Origin of the sequence: Streptomyces phyllanthi, assembly GCF_009377205.1 — a bacterium.
Classification (GTDB): Bacteria; Actinomycetota; Actinomycetes; order Streptomycetales; family Streptomycetaceae; genus Streptomyces; species Streptomyces phyllanthi.
In genome coordinates, this window is sequence record NZ_VJZE01000025.1 from 16,453 (window position 1) to 42,312 (window position 25,860).

17 protein-coding genes and 1 pseudogene are annotated in these 25,860 nt (G+C 70.8%); 4 read left to right on the plus strand and 14 right to left on the minus strand.

What is annotated here, in order from left to right; translation table 11 throughout:
• Positions 1 to 92: 92 nt before the first annotated feature.
• The 3 genes from FNH04_RS06445 to FNH04_RS06455 all read right to left on the minus strand — a co-directional run bounded on the left by FNH04_RS06445 (position 93) and on the right by FNH04_RS06455 (position 7,250).
• Entirely contained in the window at positions 93 to 2,003 is a 1,911-nt protein-coding gene (locus FNH04_RS06445; RefSeq protein WP_386574940.1) for a glycogen debranching N-terminal domain-containing protein, read from the minus strand.
• 826 nt (positions 2,004 to 2,829) lie between these two features.
• The gene (locus FNH04_RS06450) at positions 2,830 to 4,632 is read right to left on the minus strand and encodes a DUF4192 domain-containing protein (protein WP_228031181.1); all 1,803 of its coding nucleotides are present in this window, start codon (positions 4,630 to 4,632) and stop codon (positions 2,830 to 2,832) included.
• Positions 4,633 to 5,090: 458 nt separating this feature from the next.
• Positions 5,091 to 7,250 (minus strand): RecQ family ATP-dependent DNA helicase, encoded by a 2,160-nt coding sequence (locus tag FNH04_RS06455; RefSeq protein WP_152781224.1) that lies wholly within the window; start codon positions 7,248 to 7,250, stop codon positions 5,091 to 5,093.
• 559 nt (positions 7,251 to 7,809) lie between these two features.
• On the opposite strand from FNH04_RS06455, the gene FNH04_RS06460 reads away from it, so the two are divergent.
• Positions 7,810 to 8,445 (plus strand): hypothetical protein, encoded by a 636-nt coding sequence (locus FNH04_RS06460; RefSeq protein WP_322722664.1) that lies wholly within the window; start codon positions 7,810 to 7,812, stop codon positions 8,443 to 8,445.
• Between the two features lie 513 nt (positions 8,446 to 8,958).
• Here FNH04_RS06460 and FNH04_RS06465 read toward each other — a convergent pair.
• The 3 genes from FNH04_RS06465 to FNH04_RS06475 form a co-directional block, all read right to left on the minus strand.
• The gene (locus FNH04_RS06465; RefSeq protein ID WP_152781198.1) at positions 8,959 to 9,600 is read right to left on the minus strand and encodes a hypothetical protein; all 642 of its coding nucleotides are present in this window, start codon (positions 9,598 to 9,600) and stop codon (positions 8,959 to 8,961) included.
• 68 nt (positions 9,601 to 9,668) lie between these two features.
• Positions 9,669 to 10,370, minus strand: a complete 702-nt coding sequence (locus FNH04_RS06470; RefSeq protein WP_152781200.1) for a ribonuclease HII — start codon at positions 10,368 to 10,370, stop codon at positions 9,669 to 9,671.
• A 104-nt stretch (positions 10,371 to 10,474) separates the two neighbouring features.
• Entirely contained in the window at positions 10,475 to 11,152 is a 678-nt protein-coding gene (locus FNH04_RS06475) for a TetR/AcrR family transcriptional regulator (RefSeq protein ID WP_228031182.1), read from the minus strand.
• Positions 11,153 to 11,326: 174 nt separating this feature from the next.
• On the opposite strand from FNH04_RS06475, the gene FNH04_RS06480 reads away from it, so the two are divergent.
• The gene (locus tag FNH04_RS06480) at positions 11,327 to 12,874 is read left to right on the plus strand and encodes an MFS transporter (RefSeq protein ID WP_322722665.1); all 1,548 of its coding nucleotides are present in this window, start codon (positions 11,327 to 11,329) and stop codon (positions 12,872 to 12,874) included.
• Positions 12,875 to 13,230: 356 nt separating this feature from the next.
• Here the strand turns inward: FNH04_RS06480 and FNH04_RS06485 are convergent, their stop codons facing one another.
• From FNH04_RS06485 to FNH04_RS06500, 4 genes are all read right to left on the minus strand, one after another.
• Positions 13,231 to 14,721 (minus strand): DUF4153 domain-containing protein, encoded by a 1,491-nt coding sequence (locus FNH04_RS06485; RefSeq protein WP_228031185.1) that lies wholly within the window; start codon positions 14,719 to 14,721, stop codon positions 13,231 to 13,233.
• A gap of 405 nt (positions 14,722 to 15,126) precedes the next feature.
• Positions 15,127 to 16,029 carry an ADP-ribosylglycohydrolase family protein gene (locus FNH04_RS06490; protein WP_152781204.1) on the minus strand — a complete coding sequence of 301 codons (903 nt, stop codon included), beginning with the start codon at positions 16,027 to 16,029 and terminating at the stop codon, positions 15,127 to 15,129.
• Between the two features lie 12 nt (positions 16,030 to 16,041).
• A complete protein-coding gene (locus FNH04_RS06495; protein WP_152781206.1) occupies positions 16,042 to 16,701 on the minus strand; it encodes a histidine phosphatase family protein in 660 nt (219 codons plus the stop codon).
• A gap of 161 nt (positions 16,702 to 16,862) precedes the next feature.
• Entirely contained in the window at positions 16,863 to 17,468 is a 606-nt protein-coding gene (locus FNH04_RS06500; RefSeq protein WP_322722666.1) for a YdbC family protein, read from the minus strand.
• A gap of 151 nt (positions 17,469 to 17,619) precedes the next feature.
• Here FNH04_RS06500 and FNH04_RS06505 point away from each other — a divergent pair, with 151 nt between their 5' ends.
• Positions 17,620 to 18,153: a TerD family protein gene (locus FNH04_RS06505; protein WP_322722667.1), complete on the plus strand. Its 534-nt coding sequence runs from the start codon at positions 17,620 to 17,622 to the stop codon at positions 18,151 to 18,153.
• A 125-nt stretch (positions 18,154 to 18,278) separates the two neighbouring features.
• Here the strand turns inward: FNH04_RS06505 and FNH04_RS06510 are convergent.
• The 3 genes and pseudogenes from FNH04_RS06510 to nrdR all read right to left on the minus strand — a co-directional run.
• Positions 18,279 to 18,449, minus strand: a pseudogene (locus FNH04_RS06510) (DUF6215 domain-containing protein); the annotation flags it as partial.
• Positions 18,450 to 18,727: 278 nt separating this feature from the next.
• Positions 18,728 to 21,613 (minus strand): vitamin B12-dependent ribonucleotide reductase, encoded by a 2,886-nt coding sequence (locus FNH04_RS06515; RefSeq protein ID WP_152781210.1) that lies wholly within the window; start codon positions 21,611 to 21,613, stop codon positions 18,728 to 18,730.
• 160 nt (positions 21,614 to 21,773) lie between these two features.
• Positions 21,774 to 22,328: a transcriptional regulator NrdR gene (nrdR, locus tag FNH04_RS06520; RefSeq protein WP_152781211.1), complete on the minus strand. Its 555-nt coding sequence runs from the start codon at positions 22,326 to 22,328 to the stop codon at positions 21,774 to 21,776.
• Between the two features lie 520 nt (positions 22,329 to 22,848).
• Between nrdR and lexA the strand changes: the two genes are divergently transcribed.
• The gene (gene lexA, locus FNH04_RS06525; RefSeq protein ID WP_322722668.1) at positions 22,849 to 23,625 is read left to right on the plus strand and encodes a transcriptional repressor LexA; all 777 of its coding nucleotides are present in this window, start codon (positions 22,849 to 22,851) and stop codon (positions 23,623 to 23,625) included.
• A gap of 141 nt (positions 23,626 to 23,766) precedes the next feature.
• Here the strand turns inward: lexA and FNH04_RS06530 are convergent, their stop codons facing one another.
• Positions 23,767 to 25,779 (minus strand): ATP-dependent DNA helicase, encoded by a 2,013-nt coding sequence (locus tag FNH04_RS06530; protein ID WP_152781213.1) that lies wholly within the window; start codon positions 25,777 to 25,779, stop codon positions 23,767 to 23,769.
• Between the last annotated feature and the right edge of the window lie 81 nt (positions 25,780 to 25,860).

Consider the following 25,860-nt stretch of genomic DNA (forward strand, 5'->3'; position numbering starts at 1 on the left):
TCCCGCGATCGCTTCCCCAGCTGATCCACTTCTGTCCCTCACGACCCTCCTGAGCCACCGCCCTGATCCGTTCGATCACACGTCGTCCGAGGTCACCCTCCCAGTCGCAGCCCGTCGGCCGCCTCCTCGACCATGGCGAGGCCGAGTCTGCTGACGCGCACGGAGAAGGGCGCGCCGGCGACTCGCAGCCCTACCAGACTGATCTCGCCCAGGGGTGCGCTGCGTATCGGGCGCAGCGTCACTGCCCCGCCCGGTGCGTCGGGGCGGATCCCGGCGAGTGCGGCGAGGAGCAGCACCCCGGAGGCCGCCGCCGTCGCGGCCGGCCTGCAGGCCGCGGGGTGGGGCAGGGGTGAGCTCCCCGGCGTACGGGGCTCTCCCGCGTACATCTCGGGCAACCGCCCTCCGAACTGCTCGGCCGCCGCCAGCACTCCCCGCAGCAGCGAACCCGCCTCCCTCTCGTAGCCCGCGGCGGCCAGCCCCGCAACCGCTGTCGCCGTCTCCTGCACCCGCACTGCTCCACCGCGATGGCCGAAGGGGTTGTACGCCGCCTCCTTCGCGGCCAGGGTCCGCAGTCCCCACCCGGAGTCCATGGCCGGACCGCCCAGCAGGCGCGCGAGCTGGTCGGTCTGCGCCTTGTCGAGCAGGCCCGGGGCCGCCGAGCCGGAGCCGAGGAGGCCGGTGTCGAGAAGGTGGGCGGCTCCGGCCCCGAGGTGCGGCAGTGATCGCCCCTCCGTGGTGCGGGCTGCCGCCGGTACGCCGCCGCCCCGGTCCTCGATCCAGAAGTCCTGGCGGAACGCGGTCCGCACCTCCTGGGCCCACTCCCGCAGCCCGGTGCCGCCAGGTCTGCCGTAGGCGTCCAGGAGATCGGCGCCCAGCACCGCGGCCCGGTGGGCGTGCGCCTGTGTCTCGCAGCGGAGCGGCCCGCCGGGGTGCGGGTCTGCCAGGTACGGGCCGTCACCGACGGTGCCGCGCAGCCACCGCAGGCAGCGTTCGACGACCGGCAGCAGTTCCTCAGCCTCCTGCTCCGGGAGCCCCCAGCGCCGTGCCTCCGCGAGGAGCACCGGGAAGAGCAGGGTGGCCTCGATGCCGGTGCAGCCCGGCGGCAGGTGGGGGCCGGCGTCCCGTAGCGGTCCGGGGATCATGCCGGATCTCGGTCCGTCGCCCGTGATCTGGGTGCGGCCCAGTGTGCGGAGTGTGCCCGCGGCGAGACGGGTGCCGAGCGGCAGCGTCATCCGTGCGGCGGCGAGAGCGTTGGCCGGGGCCATGCCGCAGCGCCAGGGCGTTCCTGCCGCGAGGTACGTGTCCGAGGGGTTGACGGGGTCACGCAGTAGCAGGGCCTTGAGGTCCTCGATGCACGTGTGCAGGAATGCCTGGACTCCGGGATCGTCGCCCGTGGCCGTGGCCTGGGCGATCGGGTTCGTCGCGCCGCGTCCCACGGCTCTGACGGGTCCGGTACGGTCCGGTCGCACGCGCAGTTCGACGGTGCGGGTGCCGCCCGGCGGGAGCTCGAGTTCCCAGCGCAGCAGTCCGGCCGAAGCCAGCGCTTCGGCGGGCGGCGGTTGCGCGGTGACGGCCGAGTGCCCGCTGACACAGGACCACCGCAGACCGGAGTCGTGGACGCTGGCCCGCAGTTCGGGCCCCGCTCTGCCGGAGGCGATCGCGCCAAGTTCGGCGAGGTCGGTGCCGAGGGCCACTTCGACGGGCAGGCGCAGCGGGCGGGGAACCGCGCTGTGCAAAGTGATCCGCTCCGTGCCGTCCGCGTACCGCGTGCGTTCGACCACGACGTCCGGGTCCGGTACGGGGTTCGCGGAGACACAGAGCGTCCCTGTGAACCGCGCCTGGTCCGCCGCGACCATCCGCGCCTGCACGGCGAGCGGTTCCCGGCCTGCCACGCGCAGCCGACAACGGGAGAGCACGCGCCGACCGGCCTGGTAGAAGCCTTCCAGCCCCTCGCCGGTCAGCTGTCCCCGCTCCGTGGAGATCGCAAGGCCCGGAAGGGCCACACAGATCAGCGCGGCATGGACGGGTGGCAGGCCCGCCGGGCGGCACGGTGCGACAACGGTGGACACTGCGGCCGGCCATGCGTCCGGGCTGCCGGTGACCAGGGCGGAGGGCTTCACACTGTCCTTCCCCGCGAAGGAGGCTATCGGGCTGCTCCTGCCCGCTGGAGCAGGTGACGGACTGGTGGCGGCTTCGGCGGTCCGTCCGTGTGGCGCCCAGACGCCTGTCCCTCGAGTCGAGGCCGGAGCGGCTCGACGGAACAGTGGACGGTCGCCGTCGGGGGCGGAGGGCTGGGTGAGCAGGGACATGCGGCGGCTTCTTCTGCGCTCGGCGCTCCCCCGGTGTGCTCGGCGCCAGGCGCGAGGCTCCGGAGGGGCGAGGACGGTGCGACGGTGCGGCCCAACCGCGGTTTCCCACGGTCCGACCGGCGTTCCGCCACTCAGGTGAACGGCGCGGGCCTCCGCCGGGTCACGCCCCGGGCATGGGAAGCCGGCCGTATGCCGACGGCACGGCACCCGCGTCACGCATGCGACCACACACAGCAGAGGTATCGCGGTCATGACCGAGCACAGCACTGGCATCGCGCAGGCGACCACGCACAGCAGAGGCGTCGCGATCATGACCGCGCACAGCACTGGCATCGCCGACACGGCCAGGAACCACGGCGCACGGAGCAGCGACCGGCGTCCACGGGCCGTTGGAACCCCTGCCCCCGGGGGCCAGGGGGCAGCCGCACCCGCGAGCCCCTTCAGACCGTTCCTCACTGTCCGGGCACCCCCATTCCCCTCACGACCGGACCGCTGCTCACTCTCGTGTCTTGGCGCGTCCTCATGTCTCCGCCGCTCCGTCGCGGCCCTCCGCACCACGGCGGGCTCGTGTCCGACGGCTCGTGCTGTCGGCCGCGCGGCCCGGACCGTCGCCCGCCCGTGAGGGGCCGTCGGCCGACCGTGGGTGGCGGTCACCAGGCGCCTTCGGGGAGCGTCGTGTGGCGCGCGCGGTGAGACTGCCCTCGGTTCGTGCACGGCGTCGCCGGCGCGGACCGGTCCCGGACAGCTGGGCCCCGCAGGAGTGGAGCCGCCCCGGCTCCTGGGCTGCGTCCTCGCCTTGCGCCCCCGGGATGCCGTCCGCGCCGACACCCGTGGTCTCCGAACGGTTCTTCCGCTCCGAGCGGAGGCAGCGGCGGATGGACTCAGGGTCGAGGCCTTCGTTGCAGGCCTGGTGGAGAAGGCGGGCGAAGAGGTAGTCGGGGTCGGCGGCAAGGGCCATGGCCAAGGCTTCCCGCGCCTCCAGTTCGTCACCCGAGGACCAGGCCACCCAGCCGGCGAGCGTGAGCGGGGGCGCGGCATGCTCGCCATAGGCACCGACGCAGCGGCGGGCCAGCGCTCGCCACAGTCGCAGAGCCGGTCCTGCCTCGTCGCCCTCCATCCACTCCGCCGCGCGATCGCGGGTCGAGCGGTCCTGGAGGCCGAGAATGAGGGCGGCCGTGTCCTCGTGCCCAAGGAGTTCGTCGTCGCGGAGGTCCGCCTGGAGCGTGCCGGACCTGGGTGGGGCGTCCGCCAGGCGGCTCATGAGGCGCTGAGCCAGGGCGAGGGTCTCCTCGGCCACCGCCGCTCGGCTCTCCTCGTGAAGCATCCGAAGGACGACGGCCGTGTGGGCGGCGTCCAGCGCGGCCTCCTGCTGGAGGGCGGCAGCCGTCTCCCAGGGGGTGAGCCTGGCCCTGAGCTCCCGCAGCGTTCCGCGTACCTGAAGGCCTGCGTAGGTCGCTGCGGCGGCCAGGACCGAAGTACCGGGCAGCCCCATGGCCTCGCCCTCGGACGGACAACAGCCGTTGCCTGGACAGCAGTACGACCAGAAACGGCCGTCCGAGATGCACAGAGCCTCGACGACGGGGGCGTCGAGTTTGCCGCAGGCCCGGCGCAGCAGCTGTGCCAGGGGGCGCAGTCGCTCCATCACCTCCTGCCCCGACTCCCCGCTCGACGGCTCCTGGCAGAGAAACGCGACCATGGTCTCGGGCCTGGCGCCTCGGCGCTCGCTGCCGGTCACCAGCCCGTGTGCCAGTTGCTCGGCCACGGCGGGCCAGTCGTCCGCCTGGGCGGGGATGCCGAGCCGTGCCCGTCCGCCGAACCGCCCCCGGCCGTCGCGGTCGTGGAGCGCGGCGAGCACGATGCTGTCCTCGGGCCGGTACCCGAGCAGGTAGGGCAGGGCGTCGGCCAGTTCCGCAGGCGTACGGAGCGTGACCTGGTGTTCGCCGCACGGACCGGTGGACGGGCTGTGCCCCGCGTGTCCCCTGGCTTTGGCGTGTCCCGGGAACAGGGAGGAGTGCTCGTGCGCCGCGTACACCGGGTGTTCGCGCCCCGGGGACTCGGGCTCGCGTCGCGGGGACTCGGGCTCGCGACCCGGGGACTCGGGCTCGCGCCCTGCGGATTCGGAGTCGCGCTCTCCTGTTCCGCGACCTGGATCCTGCGGGTTCCGCCCGGGACCGGCGCCCCCCGGGCCCTGTCCTGGCTGCTCCACGCCCTGCCCACACCCCGTGTGCCGGGGCCGGACACGGCCTTCCCCTCCACCCTGCCGTCGCTGCTCGCTGCTGTCGCCGTTGCCGGAGGTGCCGGCTGCCTCGCTGTGATTCGTCATGCCGTGACCATCCCGCGGATTGCAGGATTCCGGTTTCCCCTGTGGATAAGTCCGACCATGGCCACGTCAGGACTTGTCCACAGCTCGCCCGGCTCGTCCTCACGATGTCCGAGGCGTGGGGTTGCATGGAGCCATGACCCACGACGACGTGTCCACCGCGGACCGACGACGCTCCACCGGACCGCCGAACCGACCTGTGTTCCGCCGCCGATGCCGTACCGGCCCGCCTCCCGTGAGGCCCGCTTCCCGTGGCTCCGTACTCGCACGAGCGCACCACCAAGTACGGGGACGTCTGTGCCACTCCGTACCGCGACCCCCCGCCGCGTCACACGCCTCAGCCACGGCCTTGGGAACAGCTGCGGACTCGGGAACGCCCCCCGTCTCGGGCCGCCGGCCCCGGGAGCACCCACAGGCTCGGGAACACTCCCAGCCTGGTAACACCGTCAGCCTCGGAAAGCTCAGCCTGCCGCGGCGAGGACCAACGGAAAAACCGCTTCACACCCTGCCCTGCGGAGCAGGCGGGCAGCGACCGCGAGGGTCCAGCCGGAGTCGGTGCAGTCGTCCACGAGCAGGACAGGACCTGGAGAACACGCGAGGGCACCGGCCAGCTCGTCAGAGACCGTGAAGGCGCCGGACAGCGCCCTGAGACGTTGGGCGGAGTTGCTACGACGTGCCGCGTGCGCGCCGCCCGGCCCGATGTACGTCAAGGTGCCCAGGAACGGGAGGCGTCCGACGGTCGCGATTCCCTGAGCGAGCGAACCGACCAGCTGCGGGCGGGCCAGGGACGGCACGGCCACGACTCCCACAGGCCGCGCGGAGGCGTCCGGGGCGTTCGTCGCCCAGCCGCCCGGAGAGCGCGCCCAGTCGGCGAGGACCGTCACCGCGGCCCGCAGGACATCGTCGGGAACCGGCCCGTCCGGCGCGTTCTCGGCCAGCAGCGGGCGCAGCCGGTTTCCCCAGCCGATGTCCGAGAGCCGTCCCAGGGCCCGCCCGGTGGAGCACTGCTCCTTGGCCGGGATACGGCCCTTGAGCTCGATGCCCAGTGCGGGCATTCCCGTCGGCCACATGCGGCGCGGCTCAACCTCCACCCCGGGGCGGTCCAGTTCCTTCGCCGCCCCCGTCAGCGTCTCCGCCGAAACGGAGGAGTCAGCCCAGGCTCCCGCGCAGTTGTCGCAACGGCCGCACGGGGTCGCGCCCTCGTCGTCCAGCTGTCGGCGCAGGAACTCCATACGGCACTGGGTGGTGCTCACGTAGTCGCGCATGGCCTGCTGCTCGGCCGCCCGCTGCCGGGCGACCCAGGCGTACCGCTCGGAGTCGTAGACCCACGGCTCGCCGGTGGAGATCCAGCCGCCCTTCACCCGCTTGACCGCGCCGTCGACGTCCAGCACCTTCAGCATGGTCTCCAGACGGGTGCGCCGGAGATCGACCAGAGCCTCCAGGGCCGGCACGGACAGCGGCCGTTCCGCACCGGCCAGGGCCGAGAGGGTCTGTCGCACCTGCGTCTCGGGCGGGAAGGCGGTATCGGCGAAGTAACGCCAGATGGCCTCGTCCTCCTTGCCCGGCAGCAGCAGTACATCGGCGTGCTCGACACCACGGCCCGCACGCCCCACCTGCTGGTAGTAGGCGATCGGCGAGGACGGTGAACCGAGATGGACCACGAAGCCCAGGTCCGGCTTGTCGAAGCCCATCCCCAGCGCCGAAGTCGCGACCAGCGCCTTGACCCGGTTCTCCAGCAGGTCGGCCTCGGCCTGCAGCCGGTCGGCGTTCTCCGTCCTGCCCGTGTAGGAGGCCACCCGGAAGCCTCGCTGCCGCAGGAAGGCGGTGGCCTCCTCGGCTGCGGCAACCGTCAGCGTGTAGACGATCCCGGAACCCGGCAACTCGTCCAGGTGCTCGGCGAGCCAGGCCAGGCGATGCGCCGCGTCCGGCAACCGCACGACACCCAGCCGCAGACTTTCCCTCTCCAGCGGCCCCCGCAGTACCAGGGCCTCCCCGGCACCGGTACCCAACTGCTCGGCCACATCCGCGGTGACCCGCGCATTGGCCGTCGCCGTGGTCGCCAGCACCGGCACGCCCGGGGCGAGCTCGGCCAGCATCGCCCGCAGCCGCCGGTAGTCGGGGCGGAAGTCATGTCCCCAGTCGGAGATGCAGTGCGCCTCGTCGACCACCAGCAGACCGGTCGTGGCCGCGAGCTTGGGCAGCGTCTGTTCACGAAAATCCACAGAGTTGAGGCGCTCCGGGCTTACGAGGAGAACGTCGGTCTCACCGCGCTCCACCTCCTCGTGGATGGCGTCCCACTCCTCCGGGTTGGCCGAGTTGATCGTGCGCGCCCGGATACCGGCCCGCGCCGCCGACTCGACCTGGTTGCGCATCAGCGCCAACAAGGGCGAGACGATCACCGTAGGGCCGGATCCACGCCGGCGCAGCAGAGCGGTGGCGACGAAGTACACCGCCGACTTGCCCCAGCCCGTGCGCTGCACCACCAGAGCGCGTCGGCGCTCCTCCACCAGAGCCGCCACCGCCTGCCACTGGTCCTCCCGCAGCCGCGCCGCACCCCCGGGGGCACCGACGAGCTCAGCGAGGATGGCATCGGCTTCGGCACGGAGCTCCAGAACGTCCATGCCCCCATGCAACCCGATGGCGAGGACAGTGGGCCACTTCACGCTGAGTGACACCCGACTCACAAACGACCCACCGGCCGCGTCCCGCTCGTCGACGACGCGACCGAAACACGCTGGACAATCGCGGTCGCCGCGCGCATGCTTCGACGGGCCGCGACGCCCCGGGGTGCGGCTGCTTCTCGCCAAGCAGGGACGAGGTCCGGGTACGAACCGATGGCCCGGCTGCAAAACCAGCGTCCGCACCCACAAACGGTCGCGCCCGGACGGCCCCGGTTGCGGTCGTACGGAGCGGTATGTGCTCCTGCGTCACCATGCCTCGCCGGAGCGGCATGGGACAGCGCTGGCAACACTGAACCCGCGGGGCGGGGATATAGGCGACGGATCGCCAGAAAACGGTCGGTGGCCCCAATTGCTCGTTGCCGCATTCAAGTTCGACAGGAAGAATTGAAGCCCGCTCCCCGCACGGCTCTCCCCGTGGTCCGGTAGGGCTCTGCTGCGGCGTGCGCTCCCCCAAGTCCAACCTCGCCCGCAGTGTGGGCGCGTAGCCGAAGGGAGGACCGTGACCTTCGGATTCGCACCGTCCTCGGCGGCGAACATGTCGGCGTCTGCCGCTCTGTCCGCCGCTTCCACCAACCCCCTGGCCCGCATGCTCGAACCCGCGGAGTGGGCCGCCGCCGGTATTCCACTGCTGCGCAATCCCCGGGAGGTCGTCAGCGGGTTGCACGCGCGGCACCAACCCCGGCCCGCCACCGCGGTCGTGGCCGTCCTCGATCCGGACGAACGACTGCGGGCGAGTGCGTCGTTCACCCGGCGCCCGGCGCCCGCCGACGGCTGGATGTTCCGCAATGTGCTGCTCGCCCAGCTGCGCCGGGTCATCCCGCACGACCTGCGGCGTCGCACTCCGGTACGTACGGCTGTGCTGCTCTACTGCCGCGACGGCGACGCGCGTTGGACGGAGGAGGACGGGGCGTGGATGTGGGGGTTGCGAGACGCGTGCACGCTGCACGGGCTGCGCTGCGGGGCGTACATCACGCTGACACGTGACGGCTGGCAGGTTCTCGGCGAGGACCGGGGCGGGCGCCGCCCCAACACGTCGTCGCCCGCGACGGCCTTCGCCACGGCCGAGGCACCGCCCCCGCTGCCACGTACCGGGGGAGCCGCGTCGGAGGTACTGCGCAGGGCGGCGGCTCGCTGACGTCGGGGACCCATCCGTCCCTGGAACGAAACGGGGCGCCCATCCGGATACGGCGGGGGCGCCCCACCCGGAGGAACAGGCGGAAGGCCGCCTGGGCGCCGCACCACACCGCACAGGGCGCGCGGGCACAGCCCCGAGACCTCTGAACCGGGCACGATCGTCCACGCGCCCCGGCACGCCCTCCATGCGTCAACGACGGCAAAAGGCAGCGGCGCGACCCCGTATCGCCCCCACAGGGGCCACTTCGGAGACGCGCCAGAACACCCTGCCCCCAGACACCACAACCGGACACCTCAGGGCCGAACCCGGCCCCGGCCCCGGCCCCGGCCTCCCGGCCCGGCACAGGCGCACACGCCCAAGCGCGGACGCCCGAGCATGTACGCCCAGAACGAAACCCCCGGACCGCTCAGCCCACTCCCGGGACACGGCCGCCCAGCCCGGCCGCAGGCACGGAAGCAGTCACGCACCTCGTCGGCGGGGACCGATGACCCCCGCCGCGGGCGCGGAACCGCTTCAGACCCCCGCGCCCAGCACCGAGTTGATCCGCTGTGGGTCGCCGCAGACGATCAGCAGCGCACCGGCGCAGGCGAGTGCCAGCGGCAGCACCTGCGCGGCCGCGGTGTCCTGACCGCCGTTGACGGCGACCACGACCACGGGACGCGCCTTGACGCGCTGGGCGACGCCGGCGTCCGCGTAGAACACGTCGTCGCCGACGTCGTGCTGCGCCCAGTAGGAGTCCTCGCCGAAGGACAGCTCATGGGCGGCCCACGGATGCGGCTCACCGGTGGTGATCACCAGCACCTCGCCGGGGGCACGACCCGACTCGAGCAGCAGATCGACGGCTTCTTCGGCGGCGTCCAGCGCACCCTCCACCGAAGCCGGAATCAGCTGGACCTGCGGCGTGACAGGGGTGGCGGAAGTGACAGGTGTGGCGGTAGCCGGAGCGGGCGGCCCCGGCTTGGCCACGGCAGCGTCGCGCGGCGCGCGTTGGGCCGGCATCGGCCTGACGGGACCTGGTCGGCCGGGCCGCGCGGGCGCGGCGGGACGGGGACCGGGTACGGGGCGGGGGGTCGGCGTGGCACGGCCGCTGGCCGGAGTGGCACGCGGACCCTGGGCACTCTCGTGAATCTGAGGCTCCTCGGGAATGAGAGGCATGAGTTGATGTTTATCAAACGCCGGTGCGACTCGCGTCGGCGGGTGGCACATGAGTGCGAACGGAACCGTCAGAAATCGAAGCCGAGCTGGCCCTCGATTTCCGGAACGCTTCCGTCCACCCAACTGCGGACCTTCTTGAGATGCCGCCACCGGGGCAACGCATCAAGATACGCCCACGACAGCCGGTGGTGCGGAGTGGGGCCCCGCTCCTCCAGCGCGGCCCTGTGCACGGGTGACGGATACCCGGCGTTGGCCGCAAAACCGAAGTCTGCATGCTCGACGCCCAACTCGGCCATCATTTTGTCGCGCTGAACCTTGGCGATCACCGAGGCCGCCGCGACAGCCACGCATGACTGGTCGCCCTTGATCACGGTACGCACCCGCCAGGGCGACCCCAGGTAGTCGTGCTTCCCGTCGAGAATTACCGCGTCGGGCCGCACCGGAAGCACCTCCAGGGCACGGACCGCGGCGAGCCGCAGCGCGGCCGTCATACCGAGGGCGTCGATCTCCTCCGGAGAGGCGTGACCGAGGGCGTACGACGTCACCCACGTCCGCAGCTCCTCGGCGAGCTCCGTACGCCTCTTGATCGTGAGGAGCTTGGAGTCGGTGAGGCCCTCGGGCGGTCGACGCAAGCCCGTTACCGCAGCGCAGACGGTGACGGGACCGGCCCAGGCGCCCCGCCCCACCTCGTCGACACCGGCAACGATCTTCGCTCCGGTCGTGGCGCGGAGGGAGCGCTCGACGGTGTGAGTAGGCGGTTCGTACGGCATGGCGCTCTTAGCGTACGCCGCCGGGAACCCCCCGCGACACCCGGCTCCCCCGGACCCCGTCGGCGCCCGCGCGGGCCCTGGATCCAGCACCCTTCGAACGGCGGTCACGCGCCCGTCGGCCGCAGCAGCGGAACCATCAACTGGTCGATCATTTCCTCGATGTCACGCTCACCCCATTCACTCGCGCACATCTTGGAGCGGTACATCATCATGGCTGGAATGGCGTCGAAGACATAGCTGTTGGCCGCATCGGAACGCACCTCTCCGCGTTCAATTCCCCGCTTGATGACCTCACGGAGCAGCTTGACGGTCGGCTCCACAACCCCCTCGAAGATCACACCGTGAAAGCGCTCGGCCTGAGCGGTGTCGCACTCGTGAATCACCGAGCGCAGGGCGAACCCGGGGCGCGAGAACATCGCCTCGCGTGCCTGGCGGCACAACGCCAGCAGATCCTCCCGCACACTCCCGAGGTCGGGCGCCTCGTCGAACCGGGGCAACCCCGCCTGGAGCGCGTCCGCGACGAGGTCCTCCTTGGACGGCCAGCGACGGTAGACCGCGGCCTTGCCGGTCTGGGCGCCCGCGGCGACGCCCTCCATGGTGAGGCCGTTCCAGCCGACCGTACTGAGCTGCTCCAGCGCGGCATCGAGGATCGCGCGCTCGAGCACCGCGCCGCGCCGGCGCAGCGCGGCCGTCCGAGCGGGAACGGCCTCCTGGCCGGGAGTGCCTGTCCGAGCGGCGGCGGTCGCCTGAGCGGAAGAGGCCGTCCAGCGCGAAGTAGCCATCTGTTCTTTCTCCGTTGAGCGAGGGGGAAGCGGGGACTTCCGGGGAGGGCGAGCGGGATGGGACGCCATCCGGCGGCGACTTCAGTGAACGCTTGCGTTCACTAAGGGGGACTCACTACCGTAGACGCGACAGTGAACGCGAGCGTTCACTAACACACTTGTGGGGGACCCATAGTGACAACCTCTCCGTTGATTGAGGATCAGAAGCCGGGAGCGGCCCGCCGGGAGGGGCACCCCGGCATCGCACTCACCGTGATCGCGGCCTGCCAGCTGATGGTGGTACTCGACGCGACGATTGTGAACATCGCACTCCCGCACATTCAAGACGCGCTCGAATTCAGCACGACCGACCTGACATGGGTGGTCAGCGCGTACACGCTGGCCTTCGGCGGCCTGCTGCTCCTCGGCGGCCGGGCCGGTGACATCCTTGGCCGGCGCCGGGTCTTCATGACCGGCATCCTGCTCTTCACGCTCGCCTCGCTCCTGGGCGGACTCGCCCAGGAGCCCTGGCAACTGCTGGCCGCCCGGGCGCTCCAGGGTGTCGGGGGCGCGATCGCGTCGCCGACCTCACTGGCGCTCATCACGACGACGTTCGCCGAGGGCCCGGAGAGGAACCGGGCCTTCGGCGTCTTCGCCGCGGTCTCCGCGGGAGGCGGTGCCATCGGTCTCCTCGCCGGCGGCATGCTCACCGAGTGGCTCGACTGGCGGTGGGTGCTCTTCGTCAACGTACCCATCGGTGTCCTGATCGCCGTGCTCACACCGAGGTACATAGGCGAGTCGGAGCGGCACCCGGGGCGGTTCGACATCGCGGGCGCGCTCACGTCGACGGCCGGCATGGCCTCTCTGGTGTACGGATTCATTCGCGCCTCGGAGGAGGGCTGGCGCGACACCCTCACCCTCGGCTCCTTCGGCGCCGCGGTCGTCCTGCTGCTGGCCTTCGGGATCATCGAGTCGCGGGCCAGGGAACCGATCACGCCACTGCGGATGTTCGCCGACCGCAACCGCTCCGGCACGTATGTGATCATGCTGAGCCTGGCCGCCGCGATGTTCGGCATGTTCTTCTTCATCGTGCTGTTCGTGCAGAACGTGCTGCGGTACTCGCCGATCGAATCCGGTCTCGCCTTCCTGCCCGTCACGGTCGCCATCGTCACGGGTGCCGGTCTGTCGCAGCGCTTCCTTCCGGTCCTCGGTCCCAAGCCGTTCATGGTGACGGGCTCGACGCTCGTCGTTCTCGGGCTCGGCTGGCAGACCTTCATCACGCCCGACAGCTCATATGTCGGCGGCATACTCGGGCCGATGCTGCTGTTCGCATTCGGCATGGGCCTGAACTTCGTCACGCTGACCCTCACCGCGGTCTCCGGGGTCGCCCAGCACGAGGCGGGTGCGGCCTCCGGTCTGCTCAACGCGACCCAGCAGGTGGGTGGTTCCCTCGGTCTGTCCATCCTGACCACGGTCTTCGGCACGGCAAGCCGCGACGAGACGGAGAAGCAACTGCCGAAGTTCCTGGCGGACGGCACGGCCGAGCAGAAGGCCGAGTTCGCCAAGACCCACCAACTGCCCGCTCCATGGGGTCACGAGGTGCTCGCGCAGGGCATCTCGACGGCCTTCGTCCCGGCCGCCGCCATGGCCGTACTCGCTCTGGCCACCGCCGCGTTGGTCATCAAGGTCCGCAAGAGCGACCTCGACGCCCTGGCCGGCACGGCGGGACCCGCCGGAGGCTGACGGGGACCGCCGCCGGCCGGACCACGCCCCGGGTACGGGACAACCGGCGCGAGGACGTGGTCCGGCCATCCCCAGCCCCACAACTACGACGGCGGAGGGTGCCCGGCCCTCCCGCACGCCGCGCCCCTGCCCACCTTCGCAGCGGCACGACAGCGGGCTCGACCGTACGAGCCCGAATGCGCTGCCGCACGTACGAGGCTGAGGCGCGACCGTACGAGAGAGGTACGGCGACGGCAGCGAAGTCCGAACAGCCTCCCGCCGCACACCACACCCACGGCACCCCCGCTGCCGTACACCCGCGCAGCGCCTACCGCTTCCGCAAGCCGGACCCGCGCTCCAAGCCGAACCCCAACCCCTCAGTGAAGACCGTCCTCGCGGCCGTACAGGGCCTCGTCCGCCAAGCGTCCGCACTCGACCGGGTCCGCCTCCTCCGACAGCGGCCGTTCCTCAAGGATTCGCCGCGCCTCGGCCTCGCCCCGACTCATCGCGTACCAGGGCGTGTTCCGCTCGCCGAGGTCGGTCGCGACGAACCGCAGCGCGCAGGTCCGCAGGGGCTCGTCCAGCTTGTCGAGAGCCGGCACGGCGTCGGCGGACAGGCCGCGCGCGTAGTCGAGGTCGAACTGGCCCGTGTCCTCGTACCGCTGGACGTTGCGCTCGGCGATCAGCTCGTCCGGCGACACGAGCCCGAACACCAGCACACCGGCGGCCGCACTGGCCGCGACGGCACGTGGCAGCCAGCGGGCGCCCCACACCCCGGCGGCCATGATGAGGACGATGACCAGGCCGAGCCACAGCTCCATGCCCAGCACCGAGATCCTCAGTCGCGTCAGTCCATACGCCTCCACGTACATGTCCATACGCCGCACAGCGGATGCCACCACAACGAGCGTCAGAGCGGCCAGAGTTCCCAGCACGCCCCGCACCAGCGAGCGGTCACCCGATCGAGTGCGCGGCGCCCAGCGCAGGGCGAGCACGATGACGAGCAGGGTGAGAAGCGTCGCGAGGAGCAGCTGCCAGAATCCCTGTCGCGCGTACTCGGCGTACGTCAGGCCGGTCTCCTCGAGTACGGCGTCGTATCCGCCGAAGAGGACAGCCAGCTGGATGGCGTTGAAGACCGCGAACAGCGCGATGAGCACGATCAGCGGCAGCACCCACTCGACACGGCCCCGGGCGCGGCCCTCGGGCACTTCGACGAGGTCCCAGTGAACGGGCGCGGCGGCCGTACGCGCCGCTGCGAGCGCCCCGACCAGGCCGAACACGAAGAGCAGCACCCGCAAGGGACCATCGGCCACGGACATGTCCGGCACCAGGGCGCCGAGCAGGTCCGCGAAGGCAGCGTCCGCCCCGGCGAACAGCGTCCCGAACACCAGCAGCAGTACCGCCGTCACGGTGAGCGCCCGCAGGAGTGGGCCCAGCCGCTCGCGGACACCCCGCGACAGGGTGCGCAGCCCCCGCCAGGCCCAGGCCGGGCCGGTGACCAGTGAGTTGAGCACCCCGATCGGGCCCAGCAGAACGGCCGGCCAGCTGCGGCCGCCGTGCAGCGCCAGCGAGCCGGTCCCGACCGCGGTGACGACGGCGAGGAACGACGGCCAGTCCGCGTCCAGCAGCGCCGGCACGGTCAGCAGCGCGAGTGCGCCGACGCTCCAGACAATGGTCCACGCGCGCGGGCGACGGCCGGCCGCCCGAGCGGCGAAGTACGCGGCGAGCGCGGCCGGAAGCGCGACGATCAGCAGGTTGACGGCCAGGCCGTCGCCGAGCAGCAGCATGCTCAGAATGCCGGTGGCCAGTGCGGCCCACAGGGTCGCCGTACGTACCGGGGCTGGTTCGTCGGTCTGGAGCTCGGCCAGCCAGGGGACCGGGACGATCGCCGGGGGCGGGGCGACGGACGCCGCCTCCGGGGAGCTCGCCCGGGCTCTGGGTATGTCGTCCTCGAGCTCGTCGGCTGGTGACTCGGGCTCGTCGGCCGGTGAGAGACGCTCTCCGGGCGCTTCCTTCTTCGGCTCGGACGCGGACGGTATGCCGGACACGGGACCCCCTCCCGACCGGCCCTGTTCGCCCGCCGCGCGCAACGCGTCGTTGCGGCAGGCAGCCCGTGGCCGGTGTCTCGTAGACGCACGCCCTCATGATCGACAGGCCGCGTTGCGCAAGGGTATGCCGCGGAACGAGCGCCGGAGCGGGTGAAGGCCTTCTGTGGCACGCCTGTGACAACCGGGGCGAATCCGGCCGGCGGGGCCGGGATCCTCTGCCCCCCGCTACGCCACGCGCGCCCAGTCCGGCAGCGCCTCCGTCTGCCGCACCCACTCCGCGGGAGGCGTCCCCGCCTTCCCCGAGGCGACCACTCCCCCGACGATGGCGCAGGTCGTGTCCACGTCGCCGCCGGCCTGCGCCGTCGTCCAGAAGGCCTGCTCGAAGTCACCGAGGGACCGCGCGGCCGCCCAGAGCGCGAACGGGACGGTGTCGTGCGCCGACGTACGCCGACCGCACCCCAGTACGGCGGCGACGGTGGTCGCGTCCCCGTAGTCGAGCATGTCGCGGGCCCGCCGCAGTCCCGCGCCGACGGCACTCTTCGGGACGAGTGCGATGACTCCGTCCAGCAGCGTCTCCGGGCTCGGCGGCCCGGCCGGGTCGGCCACGAGGGCGGCGGCCGCGGCGACGGCCATGGCTCCGGCGACGGCTTCGCGGTGCTGGTGCGTGGGGTAGGCCGAGATCTCCGCCTGGTGCGTCGCCTGCTCGGGGTCGTCCGCGTACCAGGCCCCCAGTGGTGCGATCCGCATGGCCGCGCCGTTCCCCCACGACCCCTGTCCGTTGAAGAGCTCCGAGGCCAGCTCCCGCCAGTCGCCGCCTTCCCTGATCAGCCGCAACAGCCGGTTGACCGCCGGCCCGTAGCCGCGGTCGAAGTCGTGGTGCTCGGCGAAGGAGTGGGCCAGCTCGTCCTGGTCGATGCGCTGGTGGGCGGCGAGGACCGCCAGCACGGAACAGGCCATCTCCGTGTCGTCCGTCCACTGCCAGGGGCCGGGCGGGGTCTCGCAGCGCTTGAGCAGCGGATAGTTCTCGGGCACGAAGTACTGCGAACCGAGTGCGTCCCCCACGGAGAGTCCGCGCAGGCTGCTCAGGGCGCGGTCCAGGCGCCCGGCGGGAGAGGAGTCAGCGGTCATCGCCCTGCCACTCTAATCGGTGACTCCGTACGACTCCGGGTCACACCAACGTTCGAAAGGCCGGTCCATCGTGTACTTGCCGTTGTCTCCGAGAACGAGCATCCGCATCTCCGCGTTCCCGGGATTCGACAGCGACTCGAACTCGGCCACCGACCAGTGGAACCAGCGCATGCAGAACAGCCGCATGGCCAGGCCGTGGGTCACCAGGAGCACGTTCGGGGGATGGTCGGGGTCCTCGAAGCTGCGGAACAGGCTCTCCAGGAAGCCGCCGACCCGGTCGTACACGTCGGCCCCGGACTCCCCCTGGGCGAAGCGGTAGAAGAAGTGCCCGTAGGCGTCCCGATAGGCTTTCTGCAGCCGTACCTCGTCGCGGTCCTGCCAGTTGCCCCAGTCCTGCTCGCGCAGCCGTGGCTCCTCGCGGACGCGCACAAGTTCGGGGTCGAGGTGGAAGGCCCGGAAGGTCTCGTGGGTGCGGCGGTACGGGGAGACGTACACACTGACGCGCTCCCGGCCGAACACCTCCCGGAGCCTCTTGCCGGTCTCCTCCGCCTGCCGCCAGCCGCGCTCGGTGAGCGCCAGGGCATGGTCGGGCTCGCGTTCGTACACGGTGTCGTCGGCGTTGCCCGTTGACTCGCCGTGCCGGACAAGGACGATGCGCCGTGGTCGTGCCATGCCGAAACCCTAGATCGGCTGACGGCCGATCGAGCACCCGTACGGGCCTCATACGGCGTAGGTCACACAGATTTCGCGCACCGGGCACCGCATTCAGCGCTCCCAATCGCCCCCTGCGCGCGCCCGGAACCCCCCATTCACCTCTTGGCGCCGACCGGACCTCACACCGTCCAGGCGGGCTCGAGCTGCACGATGTCCCCCGCGAGCGCGGCGACGTCCGCCTCGATCTGGGCCCGCAGGGCGAGCCGTTCCACCCGCTCGGCGCGGTACTTCCCGTGCTCGGCGGCCGACTGCCACATGGAGAGGATCAGGAACTCATGGCCCGGCGCCTCGCCGAAGAGCCCCCGCACCATGCCCGGTGAACCCGCCATCGCGGGGTTCCACACCTTCTCCTGCATCAGCGCGAAGTGCTCGGCGCGCTCCTCGTGAACGCGACAGTGCGCCACCCGCAGCAGGTCGGCGTCCGTGAAGCGCGGTTCGAAACCCGTCTTCACGTCGAAGCGGTGGTCGAAGAGCCTCACCTGTGGGTCCTTGAAGGTGCCCGACTGCGAGGCGGCAAGCCGGTCGTGGGAGCGCGCCATGAAGGAGTCGTAAAAGGCACGGCTCTCCCAGAAGGAGAAGATGTGGACCACCCCGGGCCGCCCACGGCTCCAGCCGCCGCCCTGCCCACGGAAACCCGGCTCCCCCGGAAGCCCCGCCCACTTTCGCTGCCCCCGTTCGAAACCGCGGCGGTCCACCACGGTGCAGCGAATCCACTTGACCAGCACCGCGCCATGGTAAGGCCCAGGAACGTGGCGCCGGTCACGCTCCGGCGCAGTACACCCGAGCGAGCGCTCCGCGCGCGTGGGAGGATGGACAATTGGCCAGGACTGCGCGGCAGTTCGGGCGGCAGGCCCAGGAGACGGGGAGGGAGATCTGGTGAACGGCCTCAACAAGGGCATCCGCAAGGTCGAGGTGGCGGTGAAGTGGGACCCGAGTCCGGCAGGGGAGACACCCACGGACCTCGATCTGGTCGCGGCGACCTATCCGGCCACCGCACCGCATGGAGACCCCGCGTATGTGGTGCACTTCGACAGCCGTTCCCCCGACGGCACCATCAATCTCGACCGCGACAGCAAGACGGGGCAGGGCTTCGGCTGGGACGAGGTCATGACGGTGGAGCTCAACCGTCTCGACAGCCGCTACGCGCGCGTGGTGGTCGGTGTGGCCATACAGCAGTCGAGCAGCCGGAAGACCTTCGTGAACGTCCACAACCCCGCCCTGCGCATCCGTGAGGGCTACACCGTCCTGGCCGAGGACGACTTCGGCGGCGTCCTCGGAGCGACGGCGGCGACGATCGCGGAGTTCGTACGCGACGACTCCGGGACGTGGTCCTTCCACCCGGGTGTCAAGGGCTACGAGGAGGACCCAGCCTCCTTCGCCCGCGTCATGGGCAGCACAAGCGAGTCCTGACACCTCGTAGATCACCCGTCAACGCTCAAGGGCGGTACGGACATCGGTCGTACCGCCCTTCGAGGCACCGGGTAGGGACACGGAACGCGTGTTCCCTACGGCTCTGTTGCGGACGCGCGCATTCCTCAGCCGACGCTCCAGCCGGGAACCGTCGGCAGCACCTTCTCGGCGACGCGGAGCAACGCCGTGTCATCCAGCGGCACATCGTCCTGACGCCAGACGACGACCTCGAAGGAGCCACCGCCGTCCTTCGCGTCCTTGGCGACCAGCAGTCTGCGGGCGATGCCTACGGGGCCGGCCAGGAACACCGCGACCGGCACCACCGCCGCGGCCGCCTGGGCCCCCGCGCTCATGCCCTTCCTGGATTCAGCGCACTCGTCGACCATGTCCCCACGACCATGTCCCCATCCTGCGTGCGCGCCCGATACACGCCTCCGTGGTGGCGGCTCGCCCCGGGTTCCCGGAAGTACGACTGCGATACGAGCCATGGCCCGGGAAACGCCGAGGGCGGTGGAGTCCGGATACCGACTCCACCGCCCTGACCAGCTAGTTCACGCCCAGCAGGCGCCCGGGGTCAGCTGCATCCGCTGGTCGAGCCGCAGCCCTCGCAGATGTAGCAGGAGCCGGCTCGCTGCATCTTCGTACCGCAGGAGAAGCAGAGCGGGGCGTCCGCCTGGATACCCAGCTGCATCTCCACGAGTTCGGCGCTGGTGTGGGCCTGCTGCGGGGCGGGCTTGGCCGCCTCGACGCCCGCCCTGGGGGTGGCGACGGCCTTCAGCTCCTGCGCGCGCGGCGCGGACTGGGCCAGCCCCTCCACGTCGACCTCTTCCTCGGTCGGCTCGTAGGAGCCGGTCTCGAGGTGGCGCTGGCGCTCCTCGGCGGAGTGGATGCCGAGCGCGGAACGGGTCTCGAACGGCAGGAAGTCGAGCGCCAGGCGGCGGAAGATGTAGTCGACGATCGACTGCGCCATCCGCACGTCCGGGTCGTCCGTCATGCCGGCCGGCTCGAAGCGCATATTGGTGAACTTCGAGACGTACGTCTCCAGGGGGACGCCGTACTGGAGACCGACGGAGACGGCGATCGAGAAGGCGTCCATCATGCCCGCGAGGGTCGAGCCCTGCTTGGACATCTTCAGGAAGACCTCGCCCAGGCCGTCGTCGGGGTAGGAGTTGGCCGTCATGTAGCCCTCGGCGCCGCCGACCGTGAAGGACGTGGTGATACCAGGGCGGCCCTTCGGGAGACGCTTGCGGACCGGGCGGTACTCGACGACCTTCTCGACCTTGGTCTCGGCGACGGGCTCCTCGGCCTTGGTCTCCTCGGGCTCCTTCTTCTTGGCGGAGAGCGGCTGGCCGACCTTGCAGTTGTCGCGGTAGATCGCGAGCGCCTTGACGCCCAGCTTCCACGCCTCGAAGTAGACCTCTTCGACATCCTCGACGGTGGCCGACTCCGGCAGGTTGACCGTCTTGGAGAGCGCACCGGAGATCCACGGCTGGATCGCGGCCATCATGCGGACGTGGCCCATCGCGGAGATGGAGCGCTCGCCCATGGCGCAGTCGAAGACCTCGTAGTGCTGGGGCTTGAGGCCCGGGGCGTCGATCACGTTGCCGTGCTCGGCGATGTGGGCGACGATCGCCTCGATCTGCTCCTCCTGGTAACCCAGGCGGCGCAGGGCCTGCGGGACGGTGCCGTTCACGATCTGCATCGAGCCGCCGCCGACCAGCTTCTTGAACTTGACCAGCGCGAGGTCGGGCTCGAGGCCGGTGGTGTCGCAGGACATCGCGAGACCGATGGTGCCGGTCGGGGCGATGACGGACGCCTGGGAGTTGCGGAAGCCGTTCTTCTCGCCGACGCGGAGCACGTCCTGCCAGGCCTCCGTGGCGGCGGCCCAGACCGGGGTGTCCAGGTCGTCCATGCGGACGGCCTTGCCGTTGGCGTCGGCGTGCTGCTGCATCACGCGCAGGTGCGGCTGCGCGTTGCGGGCGTATCCGTCGTACGGGCCGACGACCGCGGCCAGTTCGGCGGAGCGGCGGTACGAGGTGCCGGTCATCAGTGACGTGATGGCACCGGCCAGCGCGCGGCCGCCGTCGGAGTCGTACGCGTGACCGGTCGCCATCAGGAGGGCGCCCAGGTTGGCGTAGCCGATGCCGAGCTGGCGGAAGGCGCGGGTGTTCTCGCCGATCTTCTGGGTCGGGAAGTCCGCGAAGCAGATGGAGATGTCCATCGCGGTGATGACGAGCTCGACGACCTTCTGGAAGCGCTCGACGTCGAACGACTGGTTGCCCTTGCCGTCGTCGCTCAGGAACTTCATCAGGTTCAGCGAGGCCAGGTTGCAGGACGTGTTGTCCAGGTGCATGTACTCGCTGCACGGGTTCGAGCCGTTGATACGGCCGGACTCCGGGCACGTGTGCCAGTGGTTGATCGTGTCGTCGTACTGGATGCCGGGGTCGGCGCAGGCCCAGGCGGCCTCGGCCATCTTGCGGAACAGGGACTTGGCGTCGACCTCCTCGATGACCTCACCGGTCATCCGCGCGCGCAGGCCGAACTTCCCGCCGGACTCGACGGCCTTCATGAACTCGTCGTTCACACGGACCGAGTTGTTGGCGTTCTGGTACTGGACGGAGGTGATGTCATCGCCGCCGAGGTCCATGTCGAAGCCCGCGTCACGGAGGGCGCGGATCTTCTCCTCCTCCTTGACCTTGGTCTCGATGAAGTCCTCGATGTCGGGGTGGTCGACGTCGAGGATGACCATCTTGGCGGCGCGGCGGGTGGCGCCACCGGACTTGATCGTTCCCGCGGAGGCGTCGGCGCCGCGCATGAAGGAGACGGGACCGGAGGCGTTGCCGCCGGAGGAGAGGAGCTCCTTGGAGGAGCGGATACGGGAGAGGTTCAGGCCGGCGCCGGAACCGCCCTTGAAGATCATGCCCTCTTCCTTGTACCAGTCGAGGATCGACTCCATGGAGTCGTCGACGGCCAGGATGAAGCAGGCGGAGACCTGCTGGGGCTGGGGCGTGCCGACGTTGAACCAGACCGGGCTGTTGAAGCTGAAGATCTGGTGCAGGAGGGCGTACGCCAGTTCGTGCTCGAAGATCTCGGCGTCGGCGGGCGAGGCGAAGTACTTGTAGTCCTCACCGGCCTTCCGGTACGTCTTCACGATGCGGTCGATGAGCTGCTTCAGGCTCACCTCGCGCTGCGGGGTGCCGACGGCACCCCGGAAGTACTTGCTGGTGACGATGTTGACCGCGTTCACCGACCAGAACTCGGGGAACTCGACGCCGCGCTGCTCGAAGTTGACCGAGCCGTCGCGCCAGTTGGTCATGACGACGTCACGGAGCGCCCACTCGACCTCGTCGTACGGGTGCACGCCAGGGGTGGTGTGGATGCGCTCGATACGCAGTCCCTTGCTCGCCTTGGTGCCCTTGGCGCGGGAACTCCGTGCCGGACCGCTCGCCGTCTCTGTCATGCCGCCTCCCTGTACGGGCGAAAACGCCCTGAAGTGCCACTTTGTTCCCGTGACACGGTGTTCTGTCTTGTGTCGCGGCGCCGCTCGCGCAACCCCCCGCGACAGGTTCTGATCGCCGCCGATCGTCCGGTCCGGATGGTCCTTCCGGGCGGTCCGCCGGTCAGTCGGCGGCGCGGGCGGGCATGGGGACCCCTCCGGTCCCCCCGGGCCCGCGCTCGGGTTTCCGGCACTCCTCACGCGCGTCTTCGTCGTCCGCGGCGGAGCGCTTCCCCTGCTCTTCCCTGAGTTCCGCGATGGCCGCCTCGAAGTCCTCCAGCGAGTCGAACGCCCGGTAGACCGAGGCGAACCGCAGGTAGGCGACGAGATCGAGCTCCTGCAACGGGCCGAGAATGGCCAGCCCCACGTCATGAGTGGTCAGCTCGGCGCTCCCGGTGGCCCGCACCGCCTCCTCGACCCGCTGGCCGAGCTGGGCAAGCGCGTCCTCGGTGACGGGCCGCCCCTGGCACGCCTTGCGCACACCGTTGATGACCTTCGTCCGACTGAAGGGTTCGGTGACGCCGGACCGCTTGACCACCATCAGTGAACACGTCTCCACCGTCGTGAAACGACGGGAGCAGTCGGGACACTGACGGCGCCTGCGGATCGACGTTCCGTCGTCGGTCGTACGGGAGTCGACGACACGGCTGTCGGGGTGCCTGCAGAAGGGGCAGTGCATGGAACTCCAACCCTCCTCACAGCAGACTCGATAGCCCCGTATGGCCGCTTGCGCCCCACGAAGCAGCCCCAAGCATAGGGGATGCCGATGAGCCTGCAGCCCCGGGGGACCACAACTTCTGGGCTGTTGTAGCCATCCAAGCACTACATGTAGGGGCTTGGCACGTAAACCAGTCCACGCCGCGCGTGTCGCACACGCCGAGACATGTGCCGCCAGGCCATTCCGCCGCAGGACGGACGGGGATACGGTGGGCGCCACGCTGGCGGAGGCGGCGCCCGGTTGACGGGACGGCGGGTGGCAGACTGGGCCGCGCGGCGACATCGGCCCACAAGGCCGTCGCCCTCGGCGGTGAAGAGTACCGCGATGATCGGTTTTGTCCGCCAGGAGCGGCGTTGGCCATACACTCCCACACCTGATCACGTCAGGCAGTCCACAGTTTTTCACTCGAACGTGTGTTTGGCGCAACCTTTCGAAAGCAACTACCGTTGTGCTGCACGGGAGACCATCGAGAGGGGCCGACGTGACCACCACCGCAGACAGTGCCGCCATCACTGCCCAGGACCGCTCCCAGGACCGATTCGAGCCGGTGCATGCGATGAACGAAGCCACGAATCCTGAGGGACCCAAGCGGTCCCTGCCTGGCCGACCTCCAGGCATCCGGGCGGACAGCTCCGGACTCACGGACCGGCAGCGCCGGGTCATCGAGGTCATCAGGGACTCCGTGCAGCGGCGCGGCTACCCGCCGTCGATGCGCGAGATCGGCCAGGCGGTCGGCCTCTCCAGCACGTCCTCGGTGGCGCACCAGCTGATGGCCCTGGAGCGCAAGGGCTTCCTCCGCCGCGACCCGCACCGCCCGCGCGCGTACGAGGTCCGGGGCTCCGACCAGGCGTCGGCGCAGCCCGCTGACACGACGGGCAAGCCGGCCGCGTCGTACGTCCCGCTCGTCGGCCGTATCGCCGCCGGTGGGCCGATCCTCGCCGAGGAGTCGGTCGAGGACGTGTTCCCGCTCCCGAGGCAGCTGGTCGGTGACGGTGAGCTGTTCGTGCTGAAGGTCGTCGGCGACTCGATGATCGAGGCCGCCATCTGCGACGGGGACTGGGTGACGGTCCGCCGTCAGCCGGTCGCCGAGAACGGTGACATCGTGGCGGCGATGCTGGACGGCGAGGCCACGGTCAAGCGCTTCAAGCGCGAGGACGGCCATGTATGGCTCCTCCCGCACAACGCCGCGTACGAGCCGATCCCCGGTGACGACGCGACCATCCTGGGCAAGGTGGTGGCGGTGCTACGACGGGTGTGACCCTGCGGCGAGCGGCGTGCCGCCCTCGATCCGGGCCCCGGAACCCCCTGCGCCGGTTCCGGGGCCCTGCGCTGTCCGGCCCCGCTCCGCTGCACTTGGACGGGGGTGCCGTGTCCTGGCCGGGACACGGCACCCCCGTCCTCATGCCTCTTCCTTCTCCTTCTCCGTCTCCTTCGCCGCCTTGTCGATCGCGGCCAGGGACTTGCGCACCTGATTACGGTCCGTCGTGTACCAGAAGTCGGGCAGTGACGCCTTCAGATAGCTGCCGTAACGGGCCGTCGCGAGACGCTGATCCAGTACGGCGACCACACCGCGGTCTCCGGAGGCCCGTACGAGACGGCCGGCGCCCTGGGCCATCAGCAGGGCCGCGTGGGTGGCCGCGACCGCCATGAAGCCGTTGCCCCCCGCGTCCTCGACGGCCTTCTGGCGGGCGCTCATCAGGGGATCGTCGGGTCGCGGGAAGGGGATCTTGTCCATGACCACGAGCTGGCAGCTGGGGCCCGGCACGTCGACGCCCTGCCAGAGGGAGAGCGTGCCGAAAAGGCAGGTCTCCGGGTCGGCGGCGAAGCTCTTGATCAGCTCGCCGAGCGTCTCCTCGCCCTGCAGGAGGATCGGGTACTCGGGGATACGGGCGCGCAGCTCCTCGGCTGCCAGCTGGGCCGCCCGCATCGACGAGAACAGGCCCAGCGTGCGTCCGCCAGCGGCCTGGATCAGTTCGGTGAGCTCGTCCAGCATGTCGGCGCGGTCGCCGTCCCGGGCGGGGCGCGCCAGGTGCTTGGCGACGTACAGGATGCCCTGCTTCGGGTAGTCGAACGGCGAGCCGACGTCGACGCCCTTCCACTCGGGCAGGTCCTCGCCCCCTGTGCCCTCGGGCGCCAGGCCCAGCGAAGCTCCCACGCCGTTGAAGTCGCCACCGAGCTTCAGGGTCGCCGAGGTGAGGGTGACGGAACGGTCCGTGAAGAGCTTCTCCCTGAGGAGCCCCGACACGGACATGGGGGCGACGCGCAGGGAGGCGCCGCTGGGTCGATATGCGGCTCCGCCGCGGGGGTCGTGGCGCTCGTACCAGACGACGTCCCACTCCGAGCCGTTGCTGATCCGCTCCGCCACGTCGTGCACGGTCTCCACCGAGGCGAGCGCCTGTTTGCGGACCGCGTCCTCGTCCTGGACGGACTTGTCGCGTGTGTTGCCGATGGCCGAGATCACCGTACGAGCGGCGTCCCGCAGCGCCATGAGGGCGTATCCGAGGTCCTCCGGGATCTCCTCCAGGCGGCCCGGAAGCGCCAGCTCCATCAGCCGCTCGAAGCCCTCGGCGGCGGTCTGGAGCTGGTCGGCGGCCTTCTCGTTGACGAGCTTCGCGGCGCGGCGCACGGCACGGTTGACCTGGCCCGGTGTGAGCTCCCCGGTGGCCACACCCGTCACGCGGGAGACCAGCTCGTGCGCCTCGTCGACGATCAGTACCTCATGCTGTGGGAGCACCGGCGCACCCTCGATGGCGTCGATCGCGAGCAGCGCGTGGTTGGTGACGACGACGTCGGAGAGCTTGGCCCGTTCGCGCGCCATCTCGGCGAAGCACTCGGCACCGTACGCGCACTTGGAGGCGCCGAGGCACTCCCGGGAGGACACCGAAACCTGCGCCCAGGCCCGGTCGGAGACGCCCGGAGTCAGGTTGTCGCGGTCGCCTGTCTCCGTCTCCTGCGACCAGTCCCGCAGCCGCAGCAGGTCCTGGCCCAGCTTGCTGGTGGGCGCGGCCGCCTCGAACTGGTCGAAGAGGCCCTCCTCCTCGTCCTGGGGCACACCCTCGTGCAGCCGGTGCAGGCACAGGTAGTTCGACCGGCCTTTGAGCATCGCGAACTCGGGACGGCGGCGCAGCAGCGGGTGCAGCGCCTCGACCGTGCGCGGCAGGTCCCGCTCCACGAGCTGGCGCTGCAGCGCGAGGGTGGCCGTCGCCACGACGACACGCTCCCCGTGCGCTAGGGCGGGGACCAGGTAGCCCAGCGACTTTCCAGTGCCGGTGCCCGCCTGGACCAGCAGGTGCGAGCCGTCGTCGATGGCCTCCGCGACGGCTTCGGCCATCGTCACCTGGCCGGGGCGCTCCGTGCCGCCGACGGCGGTGACAGCGGCATGGAGGAGTTCGGGAAGTGAGGGCTTCGTCATAGCGCGACCACCCTACGGCCCGGCACTGACATCCGGGTGATCGAGGCGGAGGTGAAGGGCGTGATCAGGTCGGGGCCCGGG

Coding starts and splice junctions, on each gene's coding strand:
- FNH04_RS06450 (WP_228031181.1), bottom strand. CDS start 4,632: ATGACGAATCACAGCGAGGCAGCCGGCACCTCCGGCAACGGCGACAGC.
- FNH04_RS06455 (WP_152781224.1), bottom strand. CDS start 7,250: ATGGACGTTCTGGAGCTCCGTGCCGAAGCCGATGCCATCCTCGCTGAG.
- FNH04_RS06465 (WP_152781198.1), bottom strand. CDS start 9,600: ATGCCTCTCATTCCCGAGGAGCCTCAGATTCACGAGAGTGCCCAGGGT.
- FNH04_RS06470 (WP_152781200.1), bottom strand. CDS start 10,370: ATGCCGTACGAACCGCCTACTCACACCGTCGAGCGCTCCCTCCGCGCC.
- FNH04_RS06475 (WP_228031182.1), bottom strand. CDS start 11,152: ATGGCTACTTCGCGCTGGACGGCCTCTTCCGCTCAGGCGACCGCCGCC.
- FNH04_RS06490 (WP_152781204.1), bottom strand. CDS start 16,029: ATGACCGCTGACTCCTCTCCCGCCGGGCGCCTGGACCGCGCCCTGAGC.
- FNH04_RS06495 (WP_152781206.1), bottom strand. CDS start 16,701: ATGGCACGACCACGGCGCATCGTCCTTGTCCGGCACGGCGAGTCAACG.
- FNH04_RS06515 (WP_152781210.1), bottom strand. CDS start 21,613: ATGACAGAGACGGCGAGCGGTCCGGCACGGAGTTCCCGCGCCAAGGGC.
- nrdR (WP_152781211.1), bottom strand. CDS start 22,328: ATGCACTGCCCCTTCTGCAGGCACCCCGACAGCCGTGTCGTCGACTCC.
- FNH04_RS06530 (WP_152781213.1), bottom strand. CDS start 25,779: ATGACGAAGCCCTCACTTCCCGAACTCCTCCATGCCGCTGTCACCGCC.